This is a genomic window from Agrobacterium vitis (genome assembly GCF_037039395.1).
GTDB classification, from domain to species: Bacteria; Pseudomonadota; Alphaproteobacteria; order Rhizobiales; family Rhizobiaceae; genus Allorhizobium; species Allorhizobium vitis_E.
In genome coordinates this window covers 476982-502332 of the sequence record NZ_CP146244.1, presented here as the reverse complement: position 1 = coordinate 502332, position 25351 = coordinate 476982, and the positions used below count along the sequence as shown (strand labels likewise).

At 58.3% G+C, this 25351-nt stretch carries 20 protein-coding genes and 1 pseudogene; 9 read left to right on the top strand and 12 right to left on the bottom strand.

The features are described from left to right. Positions 1-111 precede the first annotated feature (111 nt). From V6582_RS23685 to V6582_RS23650, 8 genes and pseudogenes are all read left to right on the top strand, one after another. The gene (locus tag V6582_RS23685) at positions 112-1764 is read left to right on the top strand and encodes an ABC transporter substrate-binding protein (RefSeq protein ID WP_156633115.1); all 1653 of its coding nucleotides are present in this window, start codon (positions 112-114) and stop codon (positions 1762-1764) included. A 25-nt stretch (positions 1765-1789) separates the two neighbouring features. Further along, positions 1790-2800: an ABC transporter permease gene (locus V6582_RS23680; RefSeq protein ID WP_156633116.1), complete on the top strand. Its 1011-nt coding sequence runs from the start codon at positions 1790-1792 to the stop codon at positions 2798-2800. Next, entirely contained in the window at positions 2797-3645 is an 849-nt protein-coding gene (locus tag V6582_RS23675; RefSeq protein WP_156633118.1) for an ABC transporter permease, read from the top strand. Before V6582_RS23680 ends, V6582_RS23675 begins: the two co-directional genes overlap by 4 nt. Next, positions 3624-5390: a dipeptide ABC transporter ATP-binding protein gene (locus V6582_RS23670; protein ID WP_156633120.1), complete on the top strand. Its 1767-nt coding sequence runs from the start codon at positions 3624-3626 to the stop codon at positions 5388-5390. The genes V6582_RS23675 and V6582_RS23670 overlap by 22 nt, the downstream gene beginning before the upstream one ends. Further along, positions 5387-6471, top strand: a pseudogene (locus V6582_RS23665) (LLM class flavin-dependent oxidoreductase). Before V6582_RS23670 ends, V6582_RS23665 begins: the two are co-directional and overlap by 4 nt. Positions 6472-6640: 169 nt before the next feature. Then, a complete protein-coding gene (locus V6582_RS23660) occupies positions 6641-7744 on the top strand; it encodes an LLM class flavin-dependent oxidoreductase (protein WP_156633122.1) in 1104 nt (367 codons plus the stop codon). Between the two features lie 149 nt (positions 7745-7893). Next, complete coding sequence (locus tag V6582_RS23655) at positions 7894-9075, top strand: acyl-CoA dehydrogenase family protein (protein WP_156633124.1); 1182 nt, start codon at positions 7894-7896, stop codon at positions 9073-9075. Then, entirely contained in the window at positions 9075-10076 is a 1002-nt protein-coding gene (locus V6582_RS23650) for a ketopantoate reductase family protein (RefSeq protein ID WP_156633125.1), read from the top strand. Before V6582_RS23655 ends, V6582_RS23650 begins: the two co-directional genes overlap by 1 nt. Before the next feature lie 7 nt (positions 10077-10083). Here the strand turns inward: V6582_RS23650 and V6582_RS23645 are convergent, their stop codons facing one another. From V6582_RS23645 to V6582_RS23595, 11 genes are all read right to left on the bottom strand, one after another. Continuing rightward, positions 10084-11373, bottom strand: coding sequence for an LLM class flavin-dependent oxidoreductase (locus V6582_RS23645; RefSeq protein ID WP_156633127.1), 1290 nt, complete (start codon positions 11371-11373; stop codon positions 10084-10086). Between the two features lie 133 nt (positions 11374-11506). Continuing rightward, complete coding sequence (locus V6582_RS23640) at positions 11507-12868, bottom strand: MmgE/PrpD family protein (RefSeq protein ID WP_156633129.1); 1362 nt, start codon at positions 12866-12868, stop codon at positions 11507-11509. An 8-nt stretch (positions 12869-12876) separates the two neighbouring features. Continuing rightward, positions 12877-13662 (bottom strand): amino acid ABC transporter ATP-binding protein, encoded by a 786-nt coding sequence (locus V6582_RS23635; protein WP_156633131.1) that lies wholly within the window; start codon positions 13660-13662, stop codon positions 12877-12879. A gap of 12 nt (positions 13663-13674) precedes the next feature. Continuing rightward, entirely contained in the window at positions 13675-14457 is a 783-nt protein-coding gene (locus V6582_RS23630) for an amino acid ABC transporter permease (RefSeq protein ID WP_156633133.1), read from the bottom strand. Next, a complete protein-coding gene (locus tag V6582_RS23625) occupies positions 14454-15200 on the bottom strand; it encodes an amino acid ABC transporter permease (RefSeq protein ID WP_156633135.1) in 747 nt (248 codons plus the stop codon). Before V6582_RS23625 ends, V6582_RS23630 begins: the two co-directional genes overlap by 4 nt. A gap of 146 nt (positions 15201-15346) precedes the next feature. Then, the gene (locus tag V6582_RS23620; RefSeq protein ID WP_156633137.1) at positions 15347-16183 is read right to left on the bottom strand and encodes a transporter substrate-binding domain-containing protein; all 837 of its coding nucleotides are present in this window, start codon (positions 16181-16183) and stop codon (positions 15347-15349) included. Positions 16184-16352: 169 nt separating this feature from the next. Further along, entirely contained in the window at positions 16353-17432 is a 1080-nt protein-coding gene (locus V6582_RS23615) for an LLM class flavin-dependent oxidoreductase (RefSeq protein ID WP_156633139.1), read from the bottom strand. A gap of 85 nt (positions 17433-17517) precedes the next feature. Further along, a complete protein-coding gene (locus V6582_RS23610) occupies positions 17518-18519 on the bottom strand; it encodes an ABC transporter permease (protein WP_234889777.1) in 1002 nt (333 codons plus the stop codon). A 7-nt stretch (positions 18520-18526) separates the two neighbouring features. Continuing rightward, positions 18527-19588: an ABC transporter permease gene (locus V6582_RS23605; protein WP_420360214.1), complete on the bottom strand. Its 1062-nt coding sequence runs from the start codon at positions 19586-19588 to the stop codon at positions 18527-18529. Then, on the bottom strand, positions 19578-21131 hold the full coding sequence (locus tag V6582_RS23600) for a sugar ABC transporter ATP-binding protein (RefSeq protein ID WP_156633141.1): 1554 nt from the start codon (positions 21129-21131) through the stop codon (positions 19578-19580). Before V6582_RS23600 ends, V6582_RS23605 begins: the two co-directional genes overlap by 11 nt. Positions 21132-21202: 71 nt before the next feature. After that, a complete protein-coding gene (locus V6582_RS23595; RefSeq protein WP_156633142.1) occupies positions 21203-22216 on the bottom strand; it encodes a sugar ABC transporter substrate-binding protein in 1014 nt (337 codons plus the stop codon). Between the two features lie 342 nt (positions 22217-22558). On the opposite strand from V6582_RS23595, the gene V6582_RS23590 reads away from it, so the two are divergent. Beyond that, positions 22559-23881, top strand: coding sequence for an O-acetylhomoserine aminocarboxypropyltransferase/cysteine synthase family protein (locus V6582_RS23590; protein WP_156633144.1), 1323 nt, complete (start codon positions 22559-22561; stop codon positions 23879-23881). A 76-nt stretch (positions 23882-23957) separates the two neighbouring features. Here the strand turns inward: V6582_RS23590 and V6582_RS23585 are convergent, their stop codons facing one another. Next, entirely contained in the window at positions 23958-25004 is a 1047-nt protein-coding gene (locus V6582_RS23585; protein ID WP_156633146.1) for a substrate-binding domain-containing protein, read from the bottom strand. Positions 25005-25351: the final 347 nt, after the last annotated feature.

Below are 25351 nucleotides of genomic sequence, written 5' to 3'. Positions count from 1 at the left end.
ATCGCAGCGACAAAGCGCGCCACCTGTTTGCGCTCGCACTCAACATAACCTTCGCAAACGAGGCCGTCCGTCAGTCTCGACATAAGACGCCACCCGACCAGGACTTATTTCATGATCAAACATTCCGATTCTCTGGCTGTTTCCCGACGCAGGTTGCTGCTTGCCGGTTCTGCAATTCTCTCTGTCGCTCTCGTGGCATCGACTGGCCTGAAGCGTGCTCATAGCGCGGGCAAGCCGCAAGACGGTGGCGAAATTACGTTTCTGATCGACTCGCTAGGCAATACCTGGATCCCCAACAACAGCGCGATCTCCAGTTTCCAGGGGCATGTCTGGGGCCACGTGGCCGACAAGCTCGTCTATGTCGATGCCGTTGGCAAAGTGAGCCCGTGGATTGCCGAAGGCTGGGAACAGAATGAAGCCGCAACCGAGTTTACCCTTCACCTCAAGGCGGGCGTGACCTTTTCCGATGGCACGCCACTCGACGCGGCCGCTGTCGTTTCAAATCTCGACATCTGGTATGCAGGACGCAAGAGCGAAGGCATCAACCCGATCGGCCTGTTTCCCAAGACCTACGATCACGCAGAGGCGATTAATCCTTCCACGGTGAAAGTCGTCTTCAAAAAGCCGACACTCGGCTTCATTCCAACCCTCGGCTATCACGGCTCGATCCTTATTTCCCCCAAAACCATCGGCCAACCCGCGACACAGCAGGCAGACCTCAGCAAGACCTCTGGCAGCGGCCCTTACGTGGTTGAATCCTGGAAGGAAGGCGACTTCGTCAAACTGGTGAAACGCAAGGATTACAATTGGGGACCAGCAGCTGTGGGCCATACCGGACCGGCGTTTCTGGATAGCATCACCTATAACCTGGTCTCCGAACCATCGCTTCGGGTTGCGGCGGTTCAATCCGGCCAGGCCGATATTGCCTATAATGCCTCGCCCCAGGAGTTGAAGTCGCTCAAGGATGAGGGCTTCACCGTTGCCACGCCGCGCTATCTCGGTTTCGTCAATGGCTGGGCGGTGAATACCAAGCTCGAGCCCTATAATGATGTCAGGGTGCGCCAAGCCCTCCAAGCTGGCATCGATCGCCAGGAAATCATCGATACCGTCTATACATCTGACTGGAAGCTGGCGACCTCGTTCATCCAGAGCAATGTGCCGGGCGCAACCGACCAGAGCGCGCTTCTGGCCTACGACCCTGCCAGGGCGGAAAAGCTGCTGGATGACGCAGGCTGGACGAAAGGTGCCGACGGTATCCGCGCCAAGGATGGAAAGCCACTTTTGCTGACGCTTTACTCCAACCCCTATCTTGCGACGTCAAAGGCGGTGGATGAACTGATCGCCCAACAGCTCGGCAAGATCGGCTGGAAGGTCAATATCCGCGCCTATGACGTCGTCACCTTCACCGAAAAGGTCAAATTCGCAGGCCCGGCCGTGCCAGCCTATGAAGTCACCCGCAGCTTTATCGATGCCGGCACCGTGGCCAGCATTCTGACCGATGCCAACAATGGCGAGAACTGGTTCGCGCTGGATCAGAGCGACCAAGAGATCAATGAGCTGCGCGATAAAATTGCCGGCGCCCCGTCCATAGAGGTTCGTGATCCGCTGCTGAACGCGCTACAGAAATACGTCATCGAGCAGGGCTATTTCATCCCTCGCACGCAGATCGTGCAGCGCATTTATGTCCAGTCTCCGAAGCTTTCGGGCGAGGTCTATAACGGCATCGCCTATGCCAGCTACTACACGGCAAAACTCAGCCAATAACCAGCATTGTGAGGAGGTGCCCGGCATGCGCAATGCCTATTTGACATACGCTGCAAAACGACTGGCCCAGGCCTTTGTGGTCATCCTGCTGGCCTATATCTTTACGTTCGTGGTGGTCAGCATTCTGCCGGGCGACCCGGTCACCTCCGTCCTCCGCGACCCGCAAAACGGCTTCACTGAGACGGAGATTGCCGAGATCATTGCCGCCCAGGGATTGGACAAGCCGATCTCCGTCCAATTGTGGACATCGCTCACTCATTTTGTAACCGGCGACTTCGGCCTGTCGATGCGCTCCAGCCGTCCGGTAACCGCGCTGATTGCCGAAGTCCTGCCCTCCACGCTGATCCTTGCATCGACGGCCCTTGCCTTCGCGCTTATCCTGGCGCTGGTGATTGCTTACGGCACGCAGTTCCTGCCGAAACGGTTCGGGCAAGGCCTGCTGCGAGGGTTTCCTTCCCTGTTCCTGTCGGTCCCCAATTTCGTGATCGGGCTGGCACTGATTCATATCTTCGGCTTCCAGCTGGGCATTTTCCGCGTCATTGAACCCGATAGCGTCTGGGCAACCCTGTTTGCGGCGATTGCACTCGGCATTCCCGTCTCGGCTCAGATAGCGGAAGTGCTGATTGCCAACCTCGACCATGAATCGAGCCAGGAATACGCCGCCGTGGCCAGGGGTCGGGGTCTTTCCCAGGCGCAGCTGTTTTTCAAGCACCTGCTGAAGCCCTCATCATTGCCGGTGGTTACCGTGATCGCCCTGACCGTTGGCGAGCTGCTGGGTGGTTCGCTGATAACCGAAACGGTCTTCGGGCGAACAGGCATCGGCAGTCTGGTGCAGCGCTCGGTCACAACACAGGATCTGCCTGTTCTCCAGGCGGTCGTATCGCTGGCAGCTGTTGCCTTCGTTCTCGTCAACCTGATTGCAGACCTCGTCTATCCCTTGCTGGACCCGCGTGTGAAACTCCTCGGCGTCCAACGGCCCCGCACGTCCGCTGAAGACACAAGCTCTACCGAAACCTCCCGTGCGGTGACAATATGACGATCGCTTTTTTCTCTTCGGATAGAGGTGTGCCGGCAGCCAAAAAATGGCCGGTTTTCCGCATGCCGCCAACGGTGTTCATCTCCTTTGCCATCATTGCACTGGTGATCGCCTGGGCACTCGCCCCCGGCCTGTTCACAAGCCACAGCCCCGTCATCGGTGTTCCCGCTCAAAAACTGCTGGCACCCAGCGCCCAGCATTGGTTCGGTACCGACCAGCTCGGACGCGACCTTTACGCCCGCGTCGTCTATGGCACGGCCTCTTCGGTAACCAGTGCGCTGATTGCGGTTGTCATTGGCGTTGTCATCGGTGGCTTCATCGGCCTTCTGGCGGGCTTCCTCGGTGGCTGGGTCGATATCGTGTTGGCGCGCCTGGTCGATATGCTGCTGGCGATCCCCAGTTTCCTGCTGGCGATCATCGTCGTCACAGCGCTTGGTTTTTCCACCACCAATGCCGCAATCGCGACCGGGGTCTCCGCCGTGGCGGTCTTTGCCCGTGTAATGCGAGCCGAGGTGATCAAAACCCGGCAGGCGACCTTCGTCGAGGCATCGTTTCTGCTGGGAGGGTCCCGCTGGTATATCCTTCTGCGCCATGTGCTTCCAAATGCTTCACGGTCCCTTCTGACGCTTGCCGTCTTGCAATTTGGCCTGTCCATTCTGGTGATCGCCGGTCTTGCCTTCCTTGGCTATGGCGATCCGCCACCCGCCTCAGACTGGGGCCTGCTGATTTCAATCGGCAAGGATTACCTCAAATGGCCGTGGCTGGTTTACGCACCTGCGTTCGCCGCGATCGCAACCGTCCTCTCCGTCAACAGGATTAGCCGATGGCTCCGCAAGACAGACTGAACACCCCCCTCACCTGGCCCGCAACCGCTGCTCCAGTGCTCCAACCTTCAGCTCCGCTGCTGAGCGTGGAAGGCCTGTCGGTATCCTACGGGGCTAGCCAGGTCGTGACGAATGTCGGGTTTGAACTGGGTCGCGGCAAGAGCCTTGCCTTGATTGGAGAATCCGGCTCAGGCAAATCAACCATCGCGCGGGCCATCCTGAGGCTATTGCCCCAAGGCGGACATGCGACGGGGAAAATCGAGTTCAAAGACCAGAATATATTGACCTTTACCGAGCGTCAGTTCAGGCCTCTGCGTGGGCGCGCCATCGGCTTTGTTCCGCAGGATCCCGGCAACGCGCTCAATCCGGTGCGCACCATCGGCGCTCAAGCCATGGAAGCGGCTGCCCTTCTCGGCGAACAGAACAAAGCCATCCGCAAAGCGCGCATCCTGGAAACATTTGCTGAGGTCGGCCTCGACAAGCCAGATCGCATCTACGATTCTTATCCGCATCAATTGTCAGGTGGCATGCTTCAGCGGGTGCTGATCGGCCTTGCCGTGCTGCCGCGCCCGACCCTTCTGGTGGCGGACGAACCGACCTCCGCGCTGGATGTAACGATCCAGAAGCGCATTCTCGACCTGCTGACGCGGCTCCAGCACGATCTGAATATCAGCCTCCTGCTAATTACCCACGATCTGGCAATCGCATCCGAGCGGGCAGATAAGCTGGTCGTGCTAAAGGATGGCGTCGTGCAGGAGGCAGGAAATACCCAGGCTGTCTTTGCCGCACCGGCTTCGGCCTATGCCAGAAAGCTGCATGCCGATGTTCCCGCCCTCAATCCTGACCGCTATGCCAAGCTGCGCGATGGCGGGTTTCGTAACCTCAACAATGCTGCTGAGATTGACGCCAAGATCGAGGTCAAAGGTGTGACGAAGACCTTCACGGTCGATGGCAAATCCCTGACAGCTGTCGATAATGTGACGTTCTCCGTACCATCAGGCACCACACACGCGCTGGTTGGCGAATCCGGCTCCGGCAAGACAACGACGATCCGGCTGCTGCTCGGTCTCGAAAACCCAGATATAGGCCAGATCTCGGTCGCCGGTGAGGAGTTTTCAAGCAGTAAGCCCCAGTCCAGACGGGCCGTTTGGCGCCATCTTCAACTCGTCTACCAGAATCCTTTCACCTCACTCGATCCCACCTGGAAAATCGAACATCTGGTGCGTGAGCCGCTGGACCGGTTCAAGATCGGCACTGCGCGGGAGCGAAGCGAGCGGGTGCGGGAGGCTTTGTCCAATGTCGGACTGGGCGAGCATTTGCTTGGCCGCAAACCGGGCGCACTGTCCGGTGGCCAGCGTCAGCGCGTTGCCATTGCCCGATCGCTGGTTCTGAAGCCGGATGTTATCGTGTTGGATGAGCCCACTTCAGCGCTCGACGTCAGTGTCCAGGCCGATATCGTTGACGTGCTGTTGACGCTACAGGCCAATCTGGGTTTGACCTATGTGTTCGTTTCCCACGATCTCGCCCTGGTCCGTCAGCTTGCCCATACCGTCTCGGTCATGCATCGCGGGCGCATCGTCGAACAGGGCGCCGTCAAAACCATCTTCGATAACCCGCGCCAATCCTATACCCGGTCACTGCTAGCCTCGATCCCTTCGGGTGGCGCCCGCCCGACGCAGTTGAATTCCGGTCTCGACTTCAAAGAGCCCGTTTTCAAACAGCCCACCTTCAAAAAGCCCGCCTTCAAAAAGGAAAAGATCGCATGACCGCAATCGCGCAAAGCAAGACCTCTGCGCAGCCCTTCCGCACAAAGCATCGGCTCGGCTTTAATACCCGCGTGTCTTTCAACGATATCGACGGACCCGCGCACGGATTGCGCGAGGGAATTGAACTCTATCAGAGTGCCGAGCAACTCGGCTATCAATCGGGCTGGGCCTACCAGCGGCATTTCGATCATTACCTGTCTTCCCCGCTGCCGTTCTTTGCAGCTGCCGGTCAACACACCAAACGCATCACATTGGGGTCGGCAGTTATCCCGATGCGCTACCAGGACCCTATCCTGCTGGCAGAAGCCGCTGGAACAACCGACCTGCTGGTCGGTGGACGGCTGGAACTGGCCATTTCAACGGGTGCGAATGCCACATTCGACGCCGTCTTCGGGACAAGTGACACCGATGCCCGTACTGAGGCAAAACGACGACAGGCCGCTTTCTGGCAGCAATTGCCGGTAACGTCCTGCATACGGTAGACGGCCCCGGACAAGGCGCCCCAGAGGGTACCGAACTTCGGGTGACGCCGCATAGCCCTACTCTGCGCTCACGGATCAGACAGGGTGCGGCAAGCCTTGCCTCTGCCGTGCAGGCTGCAGAGCTCGGCATCGGACTGATCACCGGCACCGTGCAGCATGACCAGGCTGAGGGCGAAAGTTTCGGGGCATACCAGGCCCGCATTATCGAGGCTTATCGCACGACATGGCGCAAGATCTGGTCTACCGAGCCGCCACCGGTCGCAGCCGCAGCCTCCATTCTGGTTGGAACCACATCCGAACTGAGAGAGAAATACGCAGCCTACGATCTGGAGCGCCGAACCCAGGGCATCGCAGCCTCAAGGCCCAAGGGCGCACTACAACCGGCTTTCCGTCAGCCATCGGGAAGCCAGATCTCACCTGTCTTCCAGGGAACGCCCGAGCAAGTCACCGAGGCGGTCTTCACCGATCCGGGCCTTGCCAGTGCCGACGAACTCATCCTGTTTCTGCCGCCTGCCTTTGGTCTTGCTGAAAATATCAAGCTCTTGGAAGATCTAGCCCAGACGGTAGCCCCGCACTTTGGATGGCAACCCGCGCCATGATCTGCCCCTCATTGCGGTTGGACCGTAGATACGGCGGAACCCGATACGTCTTCAGATGCATCAAAATATTCTATAAAATATATAGAAAAAGAATAGATTTTCTTCCTCTCGCAGAGGCATCATCATAGGTTGCATCAAAGGCTCAGAACCAAAATGGAGAAGTCCCAGAATGGCCACTGAATTCATTAGCGCCAGTTTCGCCAACGGATCGAATGATCTTCGCCCCATCCCCGATGCGCCGGTGGACCCCGATTTTCTGCAACGCTATGCGCGTGCGCTGGACGATTACGGTTTCAACTACACTTTGATCCCCTATTCTTCCGCTTCCTTTGATCCTTTCACGCTGGGCGCGACCATTCTGGCCCATACGAAGAAGATCAAGATCATTGTCGCCCTGCGTCCGAACACCGTCTACCCGACCGTTGCGGCGAAATCGCTGGCAACGCTCGATCAGTTGAGCGGCGGCCGCGTTGTCGTCCACTTCATCGCTGGCGGCAGTGATGAGGAGCAGGCCCGCGAGGGCGATTTTCTGAACAAGGAGCAACGCTACGAGCGCCAGGAAGAATATATCCGCATTCTGCGTCTGGCCTGGACCTCGACCGAACCCTTCGACTTCAACGGAAAATACTACCAGTTCAAGCAGTTCCGCAGTGCCGTACGCCCGACCAACGGCCTGATCCCGATCTCGCTCGGTGGCTCGTCGGATGCTGCCTATCGGATTGGCGGCTCCTTATGCGATATTTTTGGCCTTTGGGGCGAGCCGTTGGCAGAAACCAAACAACAGATCGACCGCATCTATGCAGAGGCGGCCAAGGCCGGACGTAAGGATCGCCCGCGCATCTGGGTCACATTCCGTCCGATCATTGCCGAGACGGACGAACTGGCCTGGCAGAAAGCGCATCGCATTCTCGACACGCTGAACGAAAATCGTGAGAAAGGCCTCAGCAGGACACCCTTGTCCGCACCGCCTCCAGCCAATGTCGGCTCGCAGCGTCTTCTGGATATTGCCAAACGTGGCGATGTTCACGACCGGGCCCTCTGGTATCCGACAGTGACGGCAACAAACGCCAGCGGCGCGACCACCGCCTTGGTCGGTTCGGCTCGCACCATCGCCGATTCCATATTGGATTATATCGACCTCGGCGCCGATCTGATCTCGATCCGTGGTTATGACAATTACAATGATGCCGTGGACTATGGTCGCTATGTCCTGCCGCTGGTTCGCGAAGGCATCCGTGACCGCGAAGAAGCAAAGAACAAGGCCGCCGCCTGATTAAAGCATCGGACCGAAAAGTGGAAACCGGTTTTCGGATAAATCCGATGCGCAACAAAACTTGGAGCATCGTGTTGGCTCAGATTTCTGCACGATGCTCTAGCATCACCCGGCGCGTTATGGACAGACATATAAAAGGCTTCAAAACCATGGCCCATGATCAAACCCTGCTCGACGCAACCGTGCGGATCGTTGCAGAGGCCGCGCCGGATGCCGATCGCACCGGCCAGTTTCCCTGGGCGGGCATTCGTGCCGTTCACCAAAGCGGACTTCTCGAAAGTACCGTTGCGACGCGATATGGCGGCCAGGGTGGAACGCTCTACGATGCCGCTCATATTCTGGCGGCTCTTGGCCGTGGCGACCCATCGGTTGCCCTGATCAGCGCCATGACGATCTTCAATCATCTGGGGCAAGCCTCTCGGAACCACTGGCCTGAAGACCTATATCAACGGCTTCTGGCCGAGGCAAAGCAGCGCCCCTTGCTGCTCAACGCTGCCCGGGTCGAGCCGGAGCTTGGATCGCCAGCCCGCGGCGGCCTGCCGGCAACACTTGCCCGCCGCACGTCAAAGGGCTGGTCGATCACCGGTCGCAAGCGTTTCGTAACCGGTGCGCATGGCCTCACGCATTTTCTGGTCTGGGCCCATACGGACGAAACACCAACCCGGGTCGGGACCTTTATTGTCCCGAACGGATTGCCGGGCATCCGCATCATCGAAAACTGGAACAGCCTCGGCATGCGGGCGACAGGCTCGCATGATGTCGACTATACAGATGTCGAAATCCCTCTCGAAAATGTTCTGGAGCTGACGGGCACAGAGATCGCCCAGCAGGACAATCGCGGCCACGCGGCAATCACGCTTGCACTGACGGCGATTTATCTTGGTGTTGCAGAAGCTGCGCAAGCCGCCTTCAACCATTTCGCCCATGAGCGTGTTCCGACCAATCTGGGTCATCCCATCGCCCGCACCGAGCGGTTCATAACGCTATCAGGCGAAATCGACCTGCTGGTCGGCGGCGCCCGCCAGATTATCTTTGACGCGCTTCTGCACGGTCAAGACGATGCGGAACGCTTGATGCGTGCAAGGCTTATCGCTGGCCGCCAGCTGCGAAGCGCCGTGGAAATCGCCGTACGCGGCATAGGCAATCCCGGCCTCAACGCCGATATCGGGCTCGAGCGCCACTTCCGTGACATTCAGGCTGTGCTTGTTCATGCTCCCCAGGAAGATACCTCCCTGTCGATCCTTGGCCGTGCAGCATTTGATCGCTGGCAGCGCCAGGAAACGGCACAGCTAAATCCTGTCGCAAAACACTCCGTTCTGAAAACCGCCTGATGACACGATACATTATCATTGGCGCAGGCGCGGTCGGCGCAAGCCTTGCAGCGGAATTTCACAGCAAGACCATACCCTATCTTCTCGTCGGGCGCGGAACGCAGATCGCGCATATCGCGGCCCATGGCCTGACCTACCACCGTCCGAAAGAAAGTCGTGTCATCCGCCTCAACGTGCTCGACACCACACATCCACCCGCTCTTCACCCGGACGATGTTCTTCTCCTGACGGTGAAGGCACAGGATGTTGAGGCCGCAACCCAGTTTTGGGCGTCTCAGCCCGTGGGAAACACAGGTCTGGCGTCAGAACTGCCCTTGGTGACGTTTCAAAATGGTCTTGCCGCCGAAGACATCGCATTGCGGCGCTTTTCCAAAGTTTATGCGGCAAGCATTCTCATTCCAGCCCGTTTTACAGTGACCGGAGAGGTTGTCGTGGGAGGCGAACCTCAGGTGGGCGTGGTCACGCTCGGACGCTATCCGCAAGGGCTGGACGACAAGGCACTTGCCATCGCTGCCGACCTGTCGAGCGCTGGTTATCTGGTCGAAACGTGGGCCGATGTCCGGCGCTGGAAAGCAGCAAAGCTCGAGCATAATGTCACCAACGTTGTAGAACTCTTTGCAGGAACGCCGGAAGCACGGTCAAACGCAGCGCAAGCGCTCGCTGCCGAAGCAAGCCTGGTGTTGCGGGCCGCTGGCTACGATCCTGCGTCCCGCTCTGAAAGAAACATCGATATATCCGGCTGGCATGTTGCCGAAGACGCTGGCATTGAACCGGGTCAGCAATCGACCTGGCAAAGCTTCATGCGAGGCAGTTCGAGCGAAGTGGATTATCTGAACGGTGAAATCACTCGCCTCGCCCGGTTTCATGGTATCGATGCGCCGATCAATACGGCTTTCCAGCAAGCCGCCGCCAAACTCGCACGGGATGGAAACAAACCCGGTTCACTTCCGATTGAAGATGTGATCGGAAAACCGCCTGTTCCTCTTCCACCCCATGCGTGAATTTCAGTTATGGCCGAGCGACCCCGAGATGATCGCGCAATGTCACGCCGCTATAATCTGTCCGAAACAGGCCACGTTCTTGTAGGATTGGAACCACCAGACGGGTGAAATCCTCCAGGCCCTCCGGGAAGAACGGCGGCATGATGTTGAAACCGTCGGCGGCGCGTGTTTCAAACCATTGCTGCATACGGTCGGCGATATCTTCAGGTGTGCCGAGCACGATGTGATGTCCCCGACCGGCGGCAACCCGCAGGGCCAGTTGCCTTATGGTGAGATTTTCGCGCCTGGCCAACGCGGTCAGCAATTCGGCGCGGCTGCGCAGCTGGTCGGAAATCGGCAGGTCCGGCAGCGGACCGTCCGGATCGTAATTGGCAAGGCTATGGCCGATCCGCTCTTCAAGCAGCGGCATGGCGCTTTTCAACTCCGTCCATTGGTCGAGTTCGGCCAGCTTGTCAGCAGCCTCCCGTGCCGTGCGGCCAATGACCGGCAGGAAGCCGGGCATGACAGCGACATCGTCTGGATGCCTGCCAAAACCGGCGACACGATCCTTAAGGCTTTTGTAGAAAGCCTGTGCCTCATCGAGGCTTTGCTGAGCCGTGAACACCACATCGGCGGTCCGGGCAGCGAGATCCTGCCCCGGCCCGGATGAGCCTGCCTGAATCAGGATCGGATGGCCCTGCGGAGACCGGGGAATATTCAGCGGACCTTTGACCGAGAAATATTTGCCCGTATGGTCGAGGAGATGCACCTTGTTCGGATCGGCATAGATCCCGCTCTGCTTGTCCTTGATGAAGGCATCGTCATCCCAGCTATCCCAAAGGCCGCGCACCACATCGACGAATTCTTCGGCGACGGCGTAGCGTTCATCATGGCCCGGATGCGATTTGGAAAAATTATTGGCGGTCCGGGCATAGGATGTGGTGACGATATTCCAGGCGGCGCGCCCCTGGCTCAGGTGATCGATGGAGGAGAAGGCACGGGCAACATGGTAGGGTTCGCCATAGGTGGTCGAGGCCGTTGCGGCAAGGCCGATCTTTTCGGTCACCATGGCAAGTGCCGCCAAGAGGGTCAGCGGTTCGAACCTGGCAATGGTCGAGGGATGCGCATCGACGCCGCTTGTCAGGCCATCGGCCAGGAACACCATGTCGAATTTTGCCTGTTCGGCGAGCTGCGAGACGCGGCGCAGCAGGTCGAAATTTTCGCTACCGGCTTCAGCATTCGGATGCCGCCAGCCGGAGACATGGTGGCCAGCCCCTTGCAGGAACAGGCCGAGGTGGATTTCTCTCTTGCGGGTCATGGCACAGTCTTTCGTCACGTGTGGGTCTAGAGTCTGTCAGGTTCCGATTGAACCAGGCAGACTCTCGTTTCTTTTGTTTTCGTTTGTCTTTTCCGGAAAACCGGTTTCCACTTTTCCCTGACAAACTCTAGTTTCATTTACGGGCATTGAAGGCGTCCTGGTTGAGGAGGACAAGCAGGCGGCGCAGATCGGCACTGCTGCTCATATGCCGGACGAGCGAAGGGATCTCGGCAAAGGAGGTATCCGCCGCAGTCGCCTCGCGGAATTTGTCGGCTGGATCGGCAAGCCCAGGCAGGCCGTCGAACCGGCGCTGGATGGTACCGCCGTCTTTCAGCACGATATCGAGGATGACAAACCGCGTCTTCGGATCGCTCGACATCCGGGGCGCAGTCTCCTGATGCCGCCGACTGGCGCGGGCAGCGAGTGCCATCAGCCGCGGTTCCACTGGTCGCTCATCGAAATGGTCGAGCCGCAGGGCTCCGTCGATCAGGCTGGCGGCAAAGACATATTCCGGGCTGAAGCGTGCCTCAATCCCATTCGTCGGCTTGGTGACAACCAGTGCAGCATCGGCACCGGGCGGATAAGTGAAGGTGATCGTATCGATGGCGTCAGCGGCAAGACCCTCGCGATGCAGGTCTATGCCGAGGGAGGCAACCGGATGGCTGGCCGTGCAGCAGGGATAGGCTTTCAGCGTCAGGCCGGGCGAAACGATTTGCCAGGGCGCGCCCCAGTTCTCAACGATTGATTCAGGATGCCCTGCCCCGAAGGCATAGGCGGAATGAAAACCAACCGGACTATCCAGGAAATCAGGCGCGCCTCCGAAACCTGCCGAGGCCAGTCGCGCCGCCAGCAGGCCGGAGCGCGCCGCCATGCCGGCATGATAGGGCTTGGCATCGAAACCAAACTGCAATCTGAGGCCGGAGGATTGCGTGGCCGCAAGGCCAAGCGCCACGGCTGTTTCTTCCAATGGCGCTTTCGTCACATGGCAGATCGCCGCCGCAGCACCCACCGTGCCAAGGGTCGCCGTGGCATGAAAGCCGTTTTCGTAATGCCGGGAACCGAGCGACAGGCCCAGCCGGGCCATGGCCTCCAGCCCGACAACATAGGATGCAATCATCGCGTCGGCGGTAAAATCGCGCTCCGCCGCCAGCGCAAGCAATGCCGGAATAATCACGGTCGTCGGATGGCCGCGCACGCTGGAATGGACATCATCATAGTCAAGCACATGGCCCGCATAGGCGTTGACGACAGCCGCAACCAGCGGATCGGTGCGGCGCGCGCTGCCGATCAGGATGGCGTCGCCGCCAATACTCCCGCCGAGTGCGGTTGCGACGATACCTGTTGTCCGCTCTCCTGCACCAGCAATCGCGCAGGCCAGAAAATCGATGATTGCCGTGCGGGCCGCCGCCATCGCCGCATTGTCGCGGTCAGGCTCAGACTGCACAATTGCCCGTGCGAAAGCGCCGGTCAGCGGCGCGGCTGTGGTCGTCGTCATGGCGGCTCCTATATGCCTTCGCCTTCGCGCACCGTTCCACGGCCAGACAACCCGCCGACGAACTGGCGAATGCGTGGATTGTCGCTCTGATGGAAGATCTGCTCCGGCGAGCCTTGGCCAACGATGCGGCCATTCTCGGTAAACACCACGGTGTCGCTGATCTCTTCGGCAAAGCGCATCTCATGGGTGACGAGAATGCTGGTCATACCCTCGCGGATCAGGTCACGGATCACCCACAAGACCTCGCCGACGGTTTCAGGATCGAGCGCCGAAGTGACCTCGTCGAACAGCACGAGGTCGGGCTTCATCGCCAGCGCCCGGGCAATCGCCACGCGCTGCTGCTGACCGCCCGAGAGCTGGCCGGGATAGGCATCGGCCTTTTCGCCAAGCCGCACCTTGTCCAGCAATTCACGCGCGACCTTTTCCGCTTCGCGTCTTGCCGTCCCCAGAATACGGGTCGGGGCAAGCATGATATTGTCGAGCACCGTCAGGTGCGGAAAGAGATTATATTGCTGGAAGACGATGCCGACCCGCTTGCGCAGCGCAATGCGTTCGCTTTCCTTGGTCAATTGATCAACGCGGGTACCCGCCACCGTGATCCGGCCGCTTTGGGCCGTTACCAGCGCGTTGATGCAGCGCAGGATGGTGGATTTGCCCGAGCCGGACGGACCGATGATCGACACAGCATCGCCCTTGTTGACCGTCAGGTCGATGCCCTTCAGCACCTGCGTCTGGCCGAAGGACAGGTGTACGTCTTCCAAACGGACGATGGCATTGTCGGTATTTGCAGTCATTCTCTCAAATCCTCAGGCCGCCTTGAAACGGCGCTCCAGGCGGTGGGTCAGGCGGGCGATCGGGTAACAAAGCGCAAAGAAGGCCGCCATTACCACGACATAGGCAATGACGGTAAAATCAAGCCGGCGCACAGATGTGCTGGCATCGGTGGCGGCATGGAGAAGTTCATGGACGCCGACCAACGAGGCCAGCGAAGTCCCCATGGTGATTGAGGCAAGCACATTCATCCATGGCGGCAGTGATCGGCGCAGGCATTGCGGCAGGATGATCCAGCGCAGCGCCTGCCAGCGCGAAAAGCCCAGGCCTTGTGCCGCCTCCCATTGCGCGGTCGGAATGGACAGGATGGCACCGCGAGTGATTTCGGCGATATAGGCGCTTGCCGGTATGGCCAGACCGACCATGGCTTTTACCCAATCGGGAAAGGACAGATAATTGCCGAAGATGACGATCTCGAAGGGAAAGATATAGGTGGTCGCAAAGATCAGCACCAGATGCGGCGCATTGCGAAACACCTGCACATAGACCGCCGCCGGGTAGCGGACCAACCGAAACGGCACCATTTGCAGCATGCCAAGCAGGACCCCCAGCACGGTTCCCAAGGTCATCGCCGACAGGCTGATAACGATGTTCATCGCAAAACCGGAGCCGAGATAAGGAAGCCATTGAAGGAGTTCACGGCCAAGCGACAGATCGGCCAGCGCCCAGACGAGGAGTGCCAGCGGCAAGGCGACGAGGGCGATATTGCGCAGGGCGGGGCTGCGGCCCACATGGTTCTGAAGCATTGGCGACATCATAGCCCATATCCCGGAATGGCGAGCTTGCGCTCTACCCAACGGCCGACGCGGGCGACGACCAGATTGATGAGGCTGAAGAAAGCCAGGATTACGATCATCAACTCTATGACATTGTCACGCTGCGTCCAGACCATGATCGACGCATAGGTGATTTCGCTGACGGCAATCGCATTCCCGACCGTCGTCAGTTTGACGAGATTGATCAGGTTGTTGACGATAGCAGGCAGCGACGCCCGAAAGGCCAGCGGCACCTCGACGTAACGCAGGATCTGGAACTGGCTGAAGCCGATGCCGCGCGCCGCCTCGATGGTCGAGGCCGGTACGGCTTCGATCCCGGCGCGGATGGCTTCGGAATGCAAGGCCGCCACATGCAGGCCCACCACCGCAACCACCCAGAAAAATGGTGTCAGCGGATTGTTCTGCGCGCCGCCCACAAGATTGGACACCACCGTGTTCAACACCAGAAAGCTGAACATCAACTGCACCAGCGTCGGCGTATTGCGGGTCACTTCCACGAACGCACGCACGGGTGTGGAAAGCCATGACCTGCCCGATGTCAGGCAGGCCGCAAACAGCAGACCAAACAGCAAACTGACGGGAATAAGCAAAGCCACCAGATAAAGCGTGGTCAGAAAACCATCCCGCCAGATCTGCGCCTCATATCCCGTTGCCAGGAACTCAAAATTGAGACCGATACTGCCCGTCAGACGGACGAACAGATCGGTGAGATTGATATCCTGCATGTGTTTCTACCATTGCGCCGCTGATGCCACGAGTCTTCAAAAAATGGCGCGCCGTATTTCGTTTTCAAACACCCCAAGCCTTTGATGATTGGAGATATTCGAAATCTATTGAAGGCGAGGATGCCTGAGCATTCGATGCCTTCGACTTACTTGGTCGCAGCGAGCGCCTTGTGTTCCTGCTCGAGATAGTCGGTATTCAGCAGGCGGCTGGACTTGGCGAAATCGAGCAACTGGCCCGAAACATGCAGTTTCTTGACGGCATTGTCGAGGGCGGCCTGGGTATCCTTCTCACCCTTGCGCAGCCAGATGACTGAGTCCGAGGGGACCAGTTCGGTCGGGAACGGAATGGCATAATCCTTCCATTCCTCCGGGCGATCCTGCAACAACAGCCCAACGGTTGCGCCAACATGCACGGCGGCCACACAATTGCCGCCCTGCAACGCCAGCAGCGATTCCGGCTGGCTCGGCAGCGCTTTGACGATGGCACCATATTCCTCGATCAGCGGCTGGGTATAGTTGGACCCTTGCGAGACGCAGACCGGCTTGCCTTTCAGGTCGGCCCAATCCTTCAGGCCGCTATCCTTGCGCACCACGGCAGCGCCGCCGCTGCGATCATAGGGTGTCGGTACGAAATCCAGCACCTTGGCGCGGTCCTCGGTATACTGCATATTGGCGATCAGGATATCGACCTTGCCCTGCTGAAGAAACTGCACGCGGTTGGGTGGCGTGACCGTCACCGTTTCCAGCTTGACGCCGAGATCGTCGGCCAGCGCTTTGGCGATGTCGACGTTAAACCCTTTCTGCTCCTGGGTTTTCGGGTCGATATAGCCAAAAGGTGCGCCAGACAGGATAACGCCGACAGTCAGCTTGCCACGTCCCTTGATGCGGTCAAGCGTGGCATCCGCGCAGGCCTGGGTTGCGACGAGGGCGGATATCGAGAGAACAAAACCGAAGATTGTCTTGGTCATGGTGGCGGCAAGCATGGCGAGGCTCCTTATTTTGGCGACACCGTATTGAAGAGCAGCACCAATCACGAGCAATGGCGTTCTTCCATATAGCGCCATCAAGGATCGGTCTACCGGAGATTAAGACTAAAGTAGAATTTCCTTTATGTCTCGCCGGTTTCGCCCCCTTGGCACGAGCCCAATCCTGTCAATCTTGAGGCGACAGCAACAGGGGCAGCAATTGCTTTCCCTGACGTTCGATTTCCGCAAGATAAGGGGTATCGGACAGAATGAAATGGCTGATCCCGAGATCACGATAGTGACTGAGCGCGCGGGCGACATCCTGCGCGGAGCCGACGAGCCAGGTCGTTCCAGCCCCACCACCGCCGAATTTTCCGGGTGCTGTATAAAGGTTTTCGTCCAGCACCTCGCCTCGTGAGTGAAGATCGAAAAGCCGCTTTTGTCCGATCGCCACCTCCCGCTTGTGGTCATGCCAGCCAGCGCCGCTGGTTTTCGCCATTTCCGCCACTTTGGCCTCAGCATCAGCCCAGGCTTGCTCCGTTGTGTCACGGACCAGGGTGGTAATCCTGAGACCGAATTCCAGCGGCGGAAGATCGCGGTCCAATGTCTGGCTGAGCGCCTTCAATCGGTCGATCCGTTCCCGGACCCCGTCAAGCGGCTCTCCCCAGAAAAGCTGCACATCCGCTTGGGTGGCGGCGACATGTTCAGCCGCTTGCGATGCACCGCCGAAATAGAGCTTCGGATGCGGGCGCCCTTCCCGTGGCCTGATCCGTGGTTCCACGGTGGAATTCGAAACATGAAAATGCGCGCCTTCGAAACTGACATTCTCTTCGGTCCATAGCCGGCGCACCAGCCGCATGAATTCTGCGGTGCGGGCATAACGATGAGCGGAATCGCCTTCGCTATCGCCATAGGCGGCAAGATCGTCCTTGCCCGAAACCACATTGATGCGGACACGACCATTGCTCAAGTGATCGAGCGTGGCGGCTGCGGAGGCGAAATTGGCCGGTTTCCAATAACCGGGCCGAATGGCGATCAACGGTTCGAACCGGGTCGTGCGCGCGGCCAGTGCCGTTGCCACCGTAAACGTATCCGGCCGTCCCCAACCGGTGCCAATCAAAGCGCCTGCCCAGCCATGATCCTCCAAAGCCTTGGCATGCGCAGTCAAGCTATCAAGGCTGTTATGGTCCTCACCAGCGATATCACCGCGATGACCTGCCTTGACGTCATTGGGGATATACCAGAGAAATTCAGTCTTGCTGGTCATGCATCCATCCGGTTTTTTGGAATATGCGGTTCGACAAGGCGCGCCCATCGGCTGGGGATTGTGTTTACGATCATGGTGTTTGCGATCACGAAGGGCGCTCCGTCTTGGAGCTCAAGGCCAGCACCGAAAAAATCAACAGGCCCGTTGCAACCTGCTGCCAGTAGAAGTTCAAACCGGACAGCAGCAACCCGTTCGAGACGAGGCCAAGCAGCAGAACGCCAAGCACGGTGCCAGTCACATTGGGTCGGCGCAACGGATGGAGCGTCGTGCCGATAAAGGTTGCGCCAATGGCATTCAGCAGGAAGGCATTGCCGGATGACGGAATGTAGACATTGACCGTTGCTGTCAAAAGGATGCCGGCTATCGCGGCAATCACCCCGGCCAGAATATAGGCGCTCGCAACAATTGAGGCGACAGACAGGCCGGAATAGCGCGCCACGCTGGCCTGCGTCCCGATTGCCGTTAGAACCCGCCCGAAACGGGTCATTGCCAATATCACGGCAGTCACAACAATCAGCAGGAGCGTGACGACCAGCGGCACAGGTACACCGAACAAGTTTCCATGGCCGATGAAGGAAAAGCCTGGCGGAATGGCGGCTTGGGACAGATAGACCGGATTGCCGCCATTGGTCAGCAATTGCTGCACGCTGCGGCCAATGAACAACGTTCCAAGCGTCGCCAGAAACGGCGAGATGCCGATTGCCGAAATCAACAGACCATTCAAGGCACCGACCAGTCCGCCGGCGAAGATTGCCGCAAGCACGGCAAGGCCGACGGGCACACCACCCAGCACCAGCGAGACGAAGGTGAAACTGGCAAAATCCACCGCTGTCGCGACCGAAAGATCGATGCCGCCCGAGGCGACGGCAAAGGTCATCGCAATCGACACGATGGCGAGCAAGGCGACATTATTGACCAATACGCTCATCAGGTTGGCGCCCGTCAGGAAACTTGGCGCCACCGTTGAAAATATCACGATCACCGCGAAGATGGCGAGGATCAGCGCATAACGCGCCAGATACACACCGCGACGGCGGCCAGTCGCCAAGGCCCCGGCCGTCCATGTCTTCGCATCAACTGTCGACATGATGATCCTATCTCCTACGCAGCAAAGTGGTGGCCGAGACGACCAGAAGGATCAGCGCGCCCTGGACGCCGGCAACCAGTGTGCTCGACAGATTGAGCAGTTGAAACCCATTGATCAGCACACCGACAAAGATCGCCGAAACCAGCGTACCGGGAATGGTCGGCACCAGCCGCCGTGAAAACACCGAGCCCAGCAGGGTGGTCACCACGACGGGCAGCAAGATATCGCCAGCGCCGGTGGAACTGCCGCTGAGATAGGACGTATTGAGGATACCGGCGATACCGCCCAGCAGACCCGCCGCGATGAAAGCGCCTGCCGTCAGGGATTTGACCCTGAGACCCGCCGCCCTTGCGGCTTCCGGAAATTCGCCGACCGCGTAAAGCCTCAATCCAAGCGGGGTATATTGAACGACGGCTCCGACCAGCAAGGCTGCCCCAAGCAGGATATAGGCCAGCACCGGCAAACCGAATGGCCCCGTGGCCGAAAGCAGTGAGAGAAAGTCGGTTGAAGCCGGAATGACGGTGTTCTGGGTCAACACCAGTTCGAGACCGGCCACCACATTCATCACCGCAAGCGTTGCCAGAAGCGGTACGATACCGACAATGACCACAGCCAATGCGTTGACGAAACCGATGACCAGTCCGGTGGCCAGCGCCCCCAAAACAGCAATGCCATCGCTCCATCCCAACTGCACAAGGCTGGAATAGACCGCAGCGCTGAGGCCCATATTGGCGGCCAGCGACAGATCGATCCCACCCGTCACGACATTCGAACCGCCCGCGATAATCACCACCGTCAGCCCAAAGGCCAGCACCCCGAGAATGGCCGACTGCGCCAGTACATTGCCCAGATTGCCGAGGCTGAAGAAGAAGGGCGCCGTCAGCGAAAAGAACAGGAAGACGCCGAGGATTCCGAGTATGGACCCGGTCCGCAGCAGCCAGGCCGCGCGCCATACATCACCTTTGCGGGGCTGGGCAAGCTCACCTCCCTGGGACGAGCCGTGATGACGCATTCCGGTGGCTTTTGGCGACCTCACGCCAATCGAAACGGAATTGACCTCAGCCGACATGGCGCAATCCTTCCTTCGACCTCATTGCGGCATCCGAGCCTGTTGTGGCGGCAAAGACTGCATCCGCCGTCGTCTGGCTGGACGTGAGTTCCGCCGTGATCCGACCCCGGAAAAACACCAGAATCCGGTCGGTTATACCGACCAGTTCCGGCAAGTCGGACGACAGGATGATGACGCCGGCCCCCTTTTCGACCAGTTCGCCGATCAGCTGGTAAATTTCGACTTTCGCGCCGATATCAACGCCAACAGTCGGCTCATCCAGAAGATAGAGTTCCGATTGGCGGCTCAGCCATTTTGCAATCGCCACCTTCTGTTGATTGCCACCGGACAGGGTTCGGACCGGTGCATCGCGGCCTGCCGTCTTGATCTGCAATTGCGCGATCAGTCGGTCCACCGCACTCTTCTCAAGACCGGTCTTCAGAAAACCCACCCTCGAAAACCGGTCGAGACTGGCAAGCGTGGTATTTTCCGCCACCGTGAGGTCCAAGGCCACGCCGTTGCCGCGCCGGTCTTCCGGAACAAGCGCCAGATTGCGCGACACGGCTTGGCGTGGATTTGCAAATGACACCACCGTCTCGCTCGTTTGAAACTCACCAGCATTTGCCGTTTCCAGACCAAACAGTGTCTGCAACAGTTCCTTGGCACCGGAGCCTAAAAGACCGGTAATGCCGAGCACTTCGCCCCGGTACAGGCTAAAGGACACGTCCTCATACCGGCCTTCGGCGGTCAAACCGCGAACGTCCAGCAGGCGCTCACCCTTGGCAACGACCGGTTTTGGAAACATCTCGGCAATGTCGCGCTCCACCATCAGGGTTGCGATCTGTTTTGCCGAAAGACCGGCAAGCGCGCGGCTGGCAACCACCTCACCATTGCGCAGCACGGTTACGTCGTCGCAAAGCGCTTCGATTTCGGCCAGGTAATGCGAGATATAAACGATCGTCACCCCCTCATCCCGCAGCCGCCGGATCAGGGAAAACAGCATATCCGCCTCGCGCCGCACCAGCGCCGCCGTCGGCTCATCGAACACCAGCACCTTGGGCTTGGCCAACAGCGCGCGTGTGATCTGCACGATCTGCTTTTGCGCGGTGGTCAGCTCGCCGATCAATGCACCGGTCGGCAGGCTGAGGCCGAAATAATCCTGCAAAATCGCCTGTGCCTGACGTTTCATGGCCCGCCGATCCAGAAATGGCGTCCCGGCAATCTTCGGTTCGCGCCCCAGAAACAAGGCCTCACCAACCGTGAAGGACGGAACCAGAAGACGATCCTGATGAATGAAATGGATGCCCAGCTTTTCGACCAGCGGCGGCGTTAGATCCGGTATTGCGACCCCGTCGATCTCAATTGTTCCGTCATCCTGCCGATGAAGACCGGCGAGAATTTTGATCAGGGTTGATTTTCCCGCACCATTCTGGCCGACCAGCCCATGGATCGTCCCGGCCCGGACGCCAAAGGACACCTCGGTCAGCGCTCTTGCTCCGCCAAACCATTTGGAAATGCCATGGAAGCGGATTGCATCGCCCTTCGCAGGCTGTTTGTCACGCATGAAAATGTCCTTCGCAAAGCCACTTGGCGCCCTGGCTTAAGTTGTGGCGTTCCATCGCCGTGTCTTGGCGATCAGCCGATCCCGAGCTTCCTGGTGACATCGTTGACAGTCTGCTTGTTGGCCAACAGGGCTGGCACGTAGCTCTCGCGCGGCAAGGTCTTGCCGGACAGCAACAGCGCCACATTCTGAATCGCCTGACGACCGAGTTCGGCAGGCTGTTGGGCAACATCTGCGGCGGCAGGCGAGGCAGGGTCCGCCACCAGTTGCAACACTTCAGGGCTGCCATCGACGCCGTAGGTCTTGATTTCCGTGCGCCCGGCTGCCGCCAGCGCCTGGGTTGCCCCCAATTGCGGAATATCCCAGGCGGACCAGATGGCTTTGATCGAGCCTTTTTCCGGATATTTGTTGAGAATGGCGGTGACCTGCGCAAACGCATCCTGCACGGTATTGGGGATGACGTCGCGCAGTTCCGGCTGGATAATCTTGACCTTCGGGAAATATTTGATGACGTTGACAAGCTGGTCATAGCGGATGGCGCAGGGCGTCACGCCATAAAAGCCGTTGAAGACCACAACATTGCCTTCGCCGCCAATATCAGAGACCAGTTGCAGGGCCAGATCCTTGCCGATGCCCCAATTGTCGGAGGTCGAATTGTTCAGCGAATGGCTGGAGCCGACATCGATGGTCAAAACCGGAATGCCTGCGTCACGCGCCCGTTTCAGCCAGGGGTCGATAACCGTCAAGGTGCCGAGCAATTGGACAATGGCATCCGGCTTTTGTGCGATCAAGGTTTGGAGTTGAGCCACCAGCTTGCCATCGCTGCGGCCCGCATCGACGGCAAGCGGTTCGCCGCCTAAGCGCTTCACTTCAGCGATCTGGGCATTATAGGCCTGGAGATCAAAGAAATGGTCAGTCCCCGCCGTGCTGATACCGATGCGCTTGCCCTTCAGGCTGAGAGCTTCATCTGCTGCATGGGCAGCATTGACACCAAGCAGGCTTGCCCCCGCAGCAGCTACACCAGCAAACGCTGAGAGCTTGATGAGCTGACGCCGTCCCATTCCACTATTGAATTCATCGCCCGACATGCGCCTTCTCCATTTGTCTATTTTTTCTATAGATTAAGATAAATTACTGTTTGGCCCAGAAAGAATTTTGCGTCTTGATAAACCAAGCGGGAAAAACAGACCCAATCAGGAGAGAAATGTCGCAGCGATCATCCTGACGGGTTTTCGTCCGGCGACACCGCGTGCTTGAACATCCGTCCTTCAAGTCAGGCGCAATTTCTAAGCGCCAGTGAAAGAAGGGAAGAATATTTCTCTACTTAATCGATAGAAATAAAACATCATACATCCGTCACAGAAGCCGAAGGCATGGCAAAAATCCAGGGCAGTGACTGGCGGAAATTCAACACAGGACGGGAGTTACAGATGAGCAGCAAACCATTGCACCCAGAAACGCTGGCCCTTCACGCTGGCTGGCGCGCCGACCCGACAACCGGGTCTGTCGCCGTTCCGATCTATCAGACCACGTCCTTTCAGTTCCGGGATACGGAACATGCGGCCAATCTGTTTGCCCTGAAGGAGCTGGGCAATATCTATAGCCGCATCGGCAACCCCACGGTGGATGTGCTCGAACAGCGCATTGCCGCCATCGAAGGCGGCGTGGCGGCTTTGGCGCTTGCCTCCGGTCAGGCAGCGTCTGCCTTTGCGATCCAGAACCTTGCCAAAGTTGGCGACAATATCGTCAGCTCCACCGATCTTTATGGCGGCACTTGGAACCTGTTTGCCAACACGCTGAAAGATCAGGGCATTGAGGTTCGTTTTGTTGATCCGACCGACCCGGAAAATTTCCGCCGCGCCACAGATGAGCGCACCCGTGCCTATTATGCCGAGACGCTGCCCAATCCAAAACTGACGGTCTTCCCCATTGCCGAGGTGGCAAGCATTGGCCGGGAATTTGGCATTCCACTGATTGTGGACAATACCGCAGCCCCCTTGCTGGCACGTCCCTTCGATCATGGCGCAGCAGTGGTTGTCTATTCCTCCACCAAATATCTCGGCGGCCACGGCACATCTATCGGCGGTTTGATTATTGATGGTGGCAATTTCGATTGGGAAGCCCACAAAGAGCGCCAGCCTGCGCTGAACACACCTGATCCAAGCTATCACGGCGCCATCTGGACGGAAGCCACCAAGCCGCTTGGACCGATTGCCTATATCATCAAGGCGCGCGTCACCCTGCTGCGTGACCTTGGGGCTGCACTCTCACCCTTCAACGCCTTCCAGATTTTGCAAGGCATTGAAACCCTGCCGCTCCGCATTGAGCGCCACGTTAAAAACGCCGCAGCCGTTGCGGAGTATCTGGCCAAGCGTCCGGAAATTGCCAAGGTGATCTACCCATCCCAGCAGAGCGGCGTGTGGCGTGAGCGGGCCGATACATATCTGAAGGGTGGTTATGGTGGTCTTGTCGGCTTTGAGCTGAAAGACGGGCTGGACGCTGGCCGCCAGTTCATCGACGGTCTCGAACTGCTGTATCACGTTGCCAATATTGGTGATGCCCGCAGTCTGGCCATTCACCCGGCTTCCACAACCCATTCTCAGCTCACAGCCGAAGAACAGGCCGCAAGTGGCGTTTCGCCGGGCTATGTGCGCCTTTCGATTGGTATCGAGCATATCGATGACATTCTTGCCGATATCCAACGTGGTCTCGATGCTGCATCTTCAGTAACGCAGAAGAGCAAAGCGGCCTAATCAAACATTGAAAAACGGAAGCACCACGAGGTGCTTCCGTTTTTGTCTGCGCAGAGCCTGCTTGGGAGGAAATCGCTCAAAATGCCGCAGACGGAATCCAGCTTGCCGTCGCTGCCGAGCTTGTCGAGAAACTCGGAATTTTCTTTGCCAGGTCTTCGATGGTCTTCACATTGGCATCCCGCAATTGCTTTTGCGTCACCAGAACCGGATCAACGATAATCTGATGCGGCACCGTTTCGCCCGCAATCTGCAAGGCGGCAGCGCGGATGGAAACGGCACCCACCACTGCCGGATTGGTGGCAGCGGTTGCAACCCACGGGCTGCCATCCTCAACAATTTCCTGAATATCCGCGGTGGAAATATCCGCCGAATAGATTTTCAGCTTGGCGCTGATGCCCAGATCGGCGGCAGCGAGTTTGACGCCACGGGCGAATTCGTCATAGGGCGCAAACACCACGGAAATATCCGGGTTGGCACGAAAAACCGCTTTGGCCTGATCGGCGGTGGAGGTGGCTGTGGTATCACTCACCGTGCCGAAACGGGCTTTTTCTACGATACCACTATTGGCTGCTTTGACCTTGTCCCAGATCTCGTTGCGACGATCCAACGGCGCAAAGCCCGCCACATAGGCATATCCAGCGTTGAAACTCTTGCCATTGTCCTTGATGGCCTGATCCAGTGTCAGTTCCGCCAGTTTGTGATCGGATTGTTCGACCTGCGGGATTTTCGGATTGTTCAGGTTCACATCGAAAGCCACGACCTTGACGCCCTTGTCGAGCGCCTGCTGCACCACATCACCAAGCGATTCCGGCAGGCCGTGGTCAATGACAATGCCCTTCACACCGAGATTAATGGCCTGCAAAATCTGCTCGCGCTGCTCGGCAGCATCCTGGCGACCAGGAAAAATCCGCAGATCAACACCCAGCGCCTTGGCCTGCGCCTGCGCACCTGCCTGATAGGCCTGGAAGAAGTCGCCAGCCGAGATATAGCTGATCAGGGCAAGCTTAACGCCGCCCTGATCAAACGGCGCCGGTGCGCCGGCAATGCCAGCCGCGCCAGCCGATTGCGTGAAAATCACAGGTGAAAGAGCGGTGAGTGCCAGAAGGCGCAGGATCGATGTCATCGGGTTCCCCATGTTGAACAAAGGCCACCAATCGGGCCGCACAGGGATTATTATCAATAAAATCTACAAGATTTATAGATTTTTGATATGTGAATTTTCGGCCAAGAATAGATTTCTTTGCCCTTTGCACCGCGTTCTCCGGTTATTTTATCCGGGGAGACTGCGATGACGGCACTCCAGCAATCGTTGATAAATGCCAGTTCTGATCGCGCTATGCGACAGTATAGTGATCGACACACCACAACAGGCATCGTTCAGTCCATCTGTTATGCAAATTTATTCTATATATTAAATGATGTTTGAAACCGCCATTCTTGCTGGTGGTCGCCAAGGGTTTATCACCTGAT

Excerpts from the sequence above, each read along its gene's own strand:
- V6582_RS23615 (WP_156633139.1), bottom strand. The coding sequence starts at position 17,432 with ATGACCAGCAAGACTGAATTTCTCTGGTATATCCCCAATGACGTCAAG.
- V6582_RS23620 (WP_156633137.1), bottom strand. The coding sequence starts at position 16,183 with ATGCTTGCCGCCACCATGACCAAGACAATCTTCGGTTTTGTTCTCTCG.
- V6582_RS23635 (WP_156633131.1), bottom strand. The coding sequence starts at position 13,662 with ATGACTGCAAATACCGACAATGCCATCGTCCGTTTGGAAGACGTACAC.
- V6582_RS23585 (WP_156633146.1), bottom strand. The coding sequence starts at position 25,004 with ATGACATCGATCCTGCGCCTTCTGGCACTCACCGCTCTTTCACCTGTG.
- V6582_RS23625 (WP_156633135.1), bottom strand. The coding sequence starts at position 15,200 with ATGCAGGATATCAATCTCACCGATCTGTTCGTCCGTCTGACGGGCAGT.
- V6582_RS23600 (WP_156633141.1), bottom strand. The coding sequence starts at position 21,131 with ATGCGTGACAAACAGCCTGCGAAGGGCGATGCAATCCGCTTCCATGGC.
- V6582_RS23680 (WP_156633116.1), top strand. The coding sequence starts at position 1,790 with ATGCGCAATGCCTATTTGACATACGCTGCAAAACGACTGGCCCAGGCC.
- V6582_RS23610 (WP_234889777.1), bottom strand. The coding sequence starts at position 18,519 with ATGTCGACAGTTGATGCGAAGACATGGACGGCCGGGGCCTTGGCGACT.
- V6582_RS23670 (WP_156633120.1), top strand. The coding sequence starts at position 3,624 with ATGGCTCCGCAAGACAGACTGAACACCCCCCTCACCTGGCCCGCAACC.
- V6582_RS23660 (WP_156633122.1), top strand. The coding sequence starts at position 6,641 with ATGGCCACTGAATTCATTAGCGCCAGTTTCGCCAACGGATCGAATGAT.
- V6582_RS23645 (WP_156633127.1), bottom strand. The coding sequence starts at position 11,373 with ATGACCCGCAAGAGAGAAATCCACCTCGGCCTGTTCCTGCAAGGGGCT.
- V6582_RS23590 (WP_156633144.1), top strand. The coding sequence starts at position 22,559 with ATGAGCAGCAAACCATTGCACCCAGAAACGCTGGCCCTTCACGCTGGC.
- V6582_RS23675 (WP_156633118.1), top strand. The coding sequence starts at position 2,797 with ATGACGATCGCTTTTTTCTCTTCGGATAGAGGTGTGCCGGCAGCCAAA.
- V6582_RS23640 (WP_156633129.1), bottom strand. The coding sequence starts at position 12,868 with ATGACGACGACCACAGCCGCGCCGCTGACCGGCGCTTTCGCACGGGCA.
- V6582_RS23685 (WP_156633115.1), top strand. The coding sequence starts at position 112 with ATGATCAAACATTCCGATTCTCTGGCTGTTTCCCGACGCAGGTTGCTG.
- V6582_RS23650 (WP_156633125.1), top strand. The coding sequence starts at position 9,075 with ATGACACGATACATTATCATTGGCGCAGGCGCGGTCGGCGCAAGCCTT.
- V6582_RS23595 (WP_156633142.1), bottom strand. The coding sequence starts at position 22,216 with ATGTCGGGCGATGAATTCAATAGTGGAATGGGACGGCGTCAGCTCATC.
- V6582_RS23655 (WP_156633124.1), top strand. The coding sequence starts at position 7,894 with ATGGCCCATGATCAAACCCTGCTCGACGCAACCGTGCGGATCGTTGCA.
- V6582_RS23605 (WP_420360214.1), bottom strand. The coding sequence starts at position 19,588 with ATGTCGGCTGAGGTCAATTCCGTTTCGATTGGCGTGAGGTCGCCAAAA.
- V6582_RS23630 (WP_156633133.1), bottom strand. The coding sequence starts at position 14,457 with ATGATGTCGCCAATGCTTCAGAACCATGTGGGCCGCAGCCCCGCCCTG.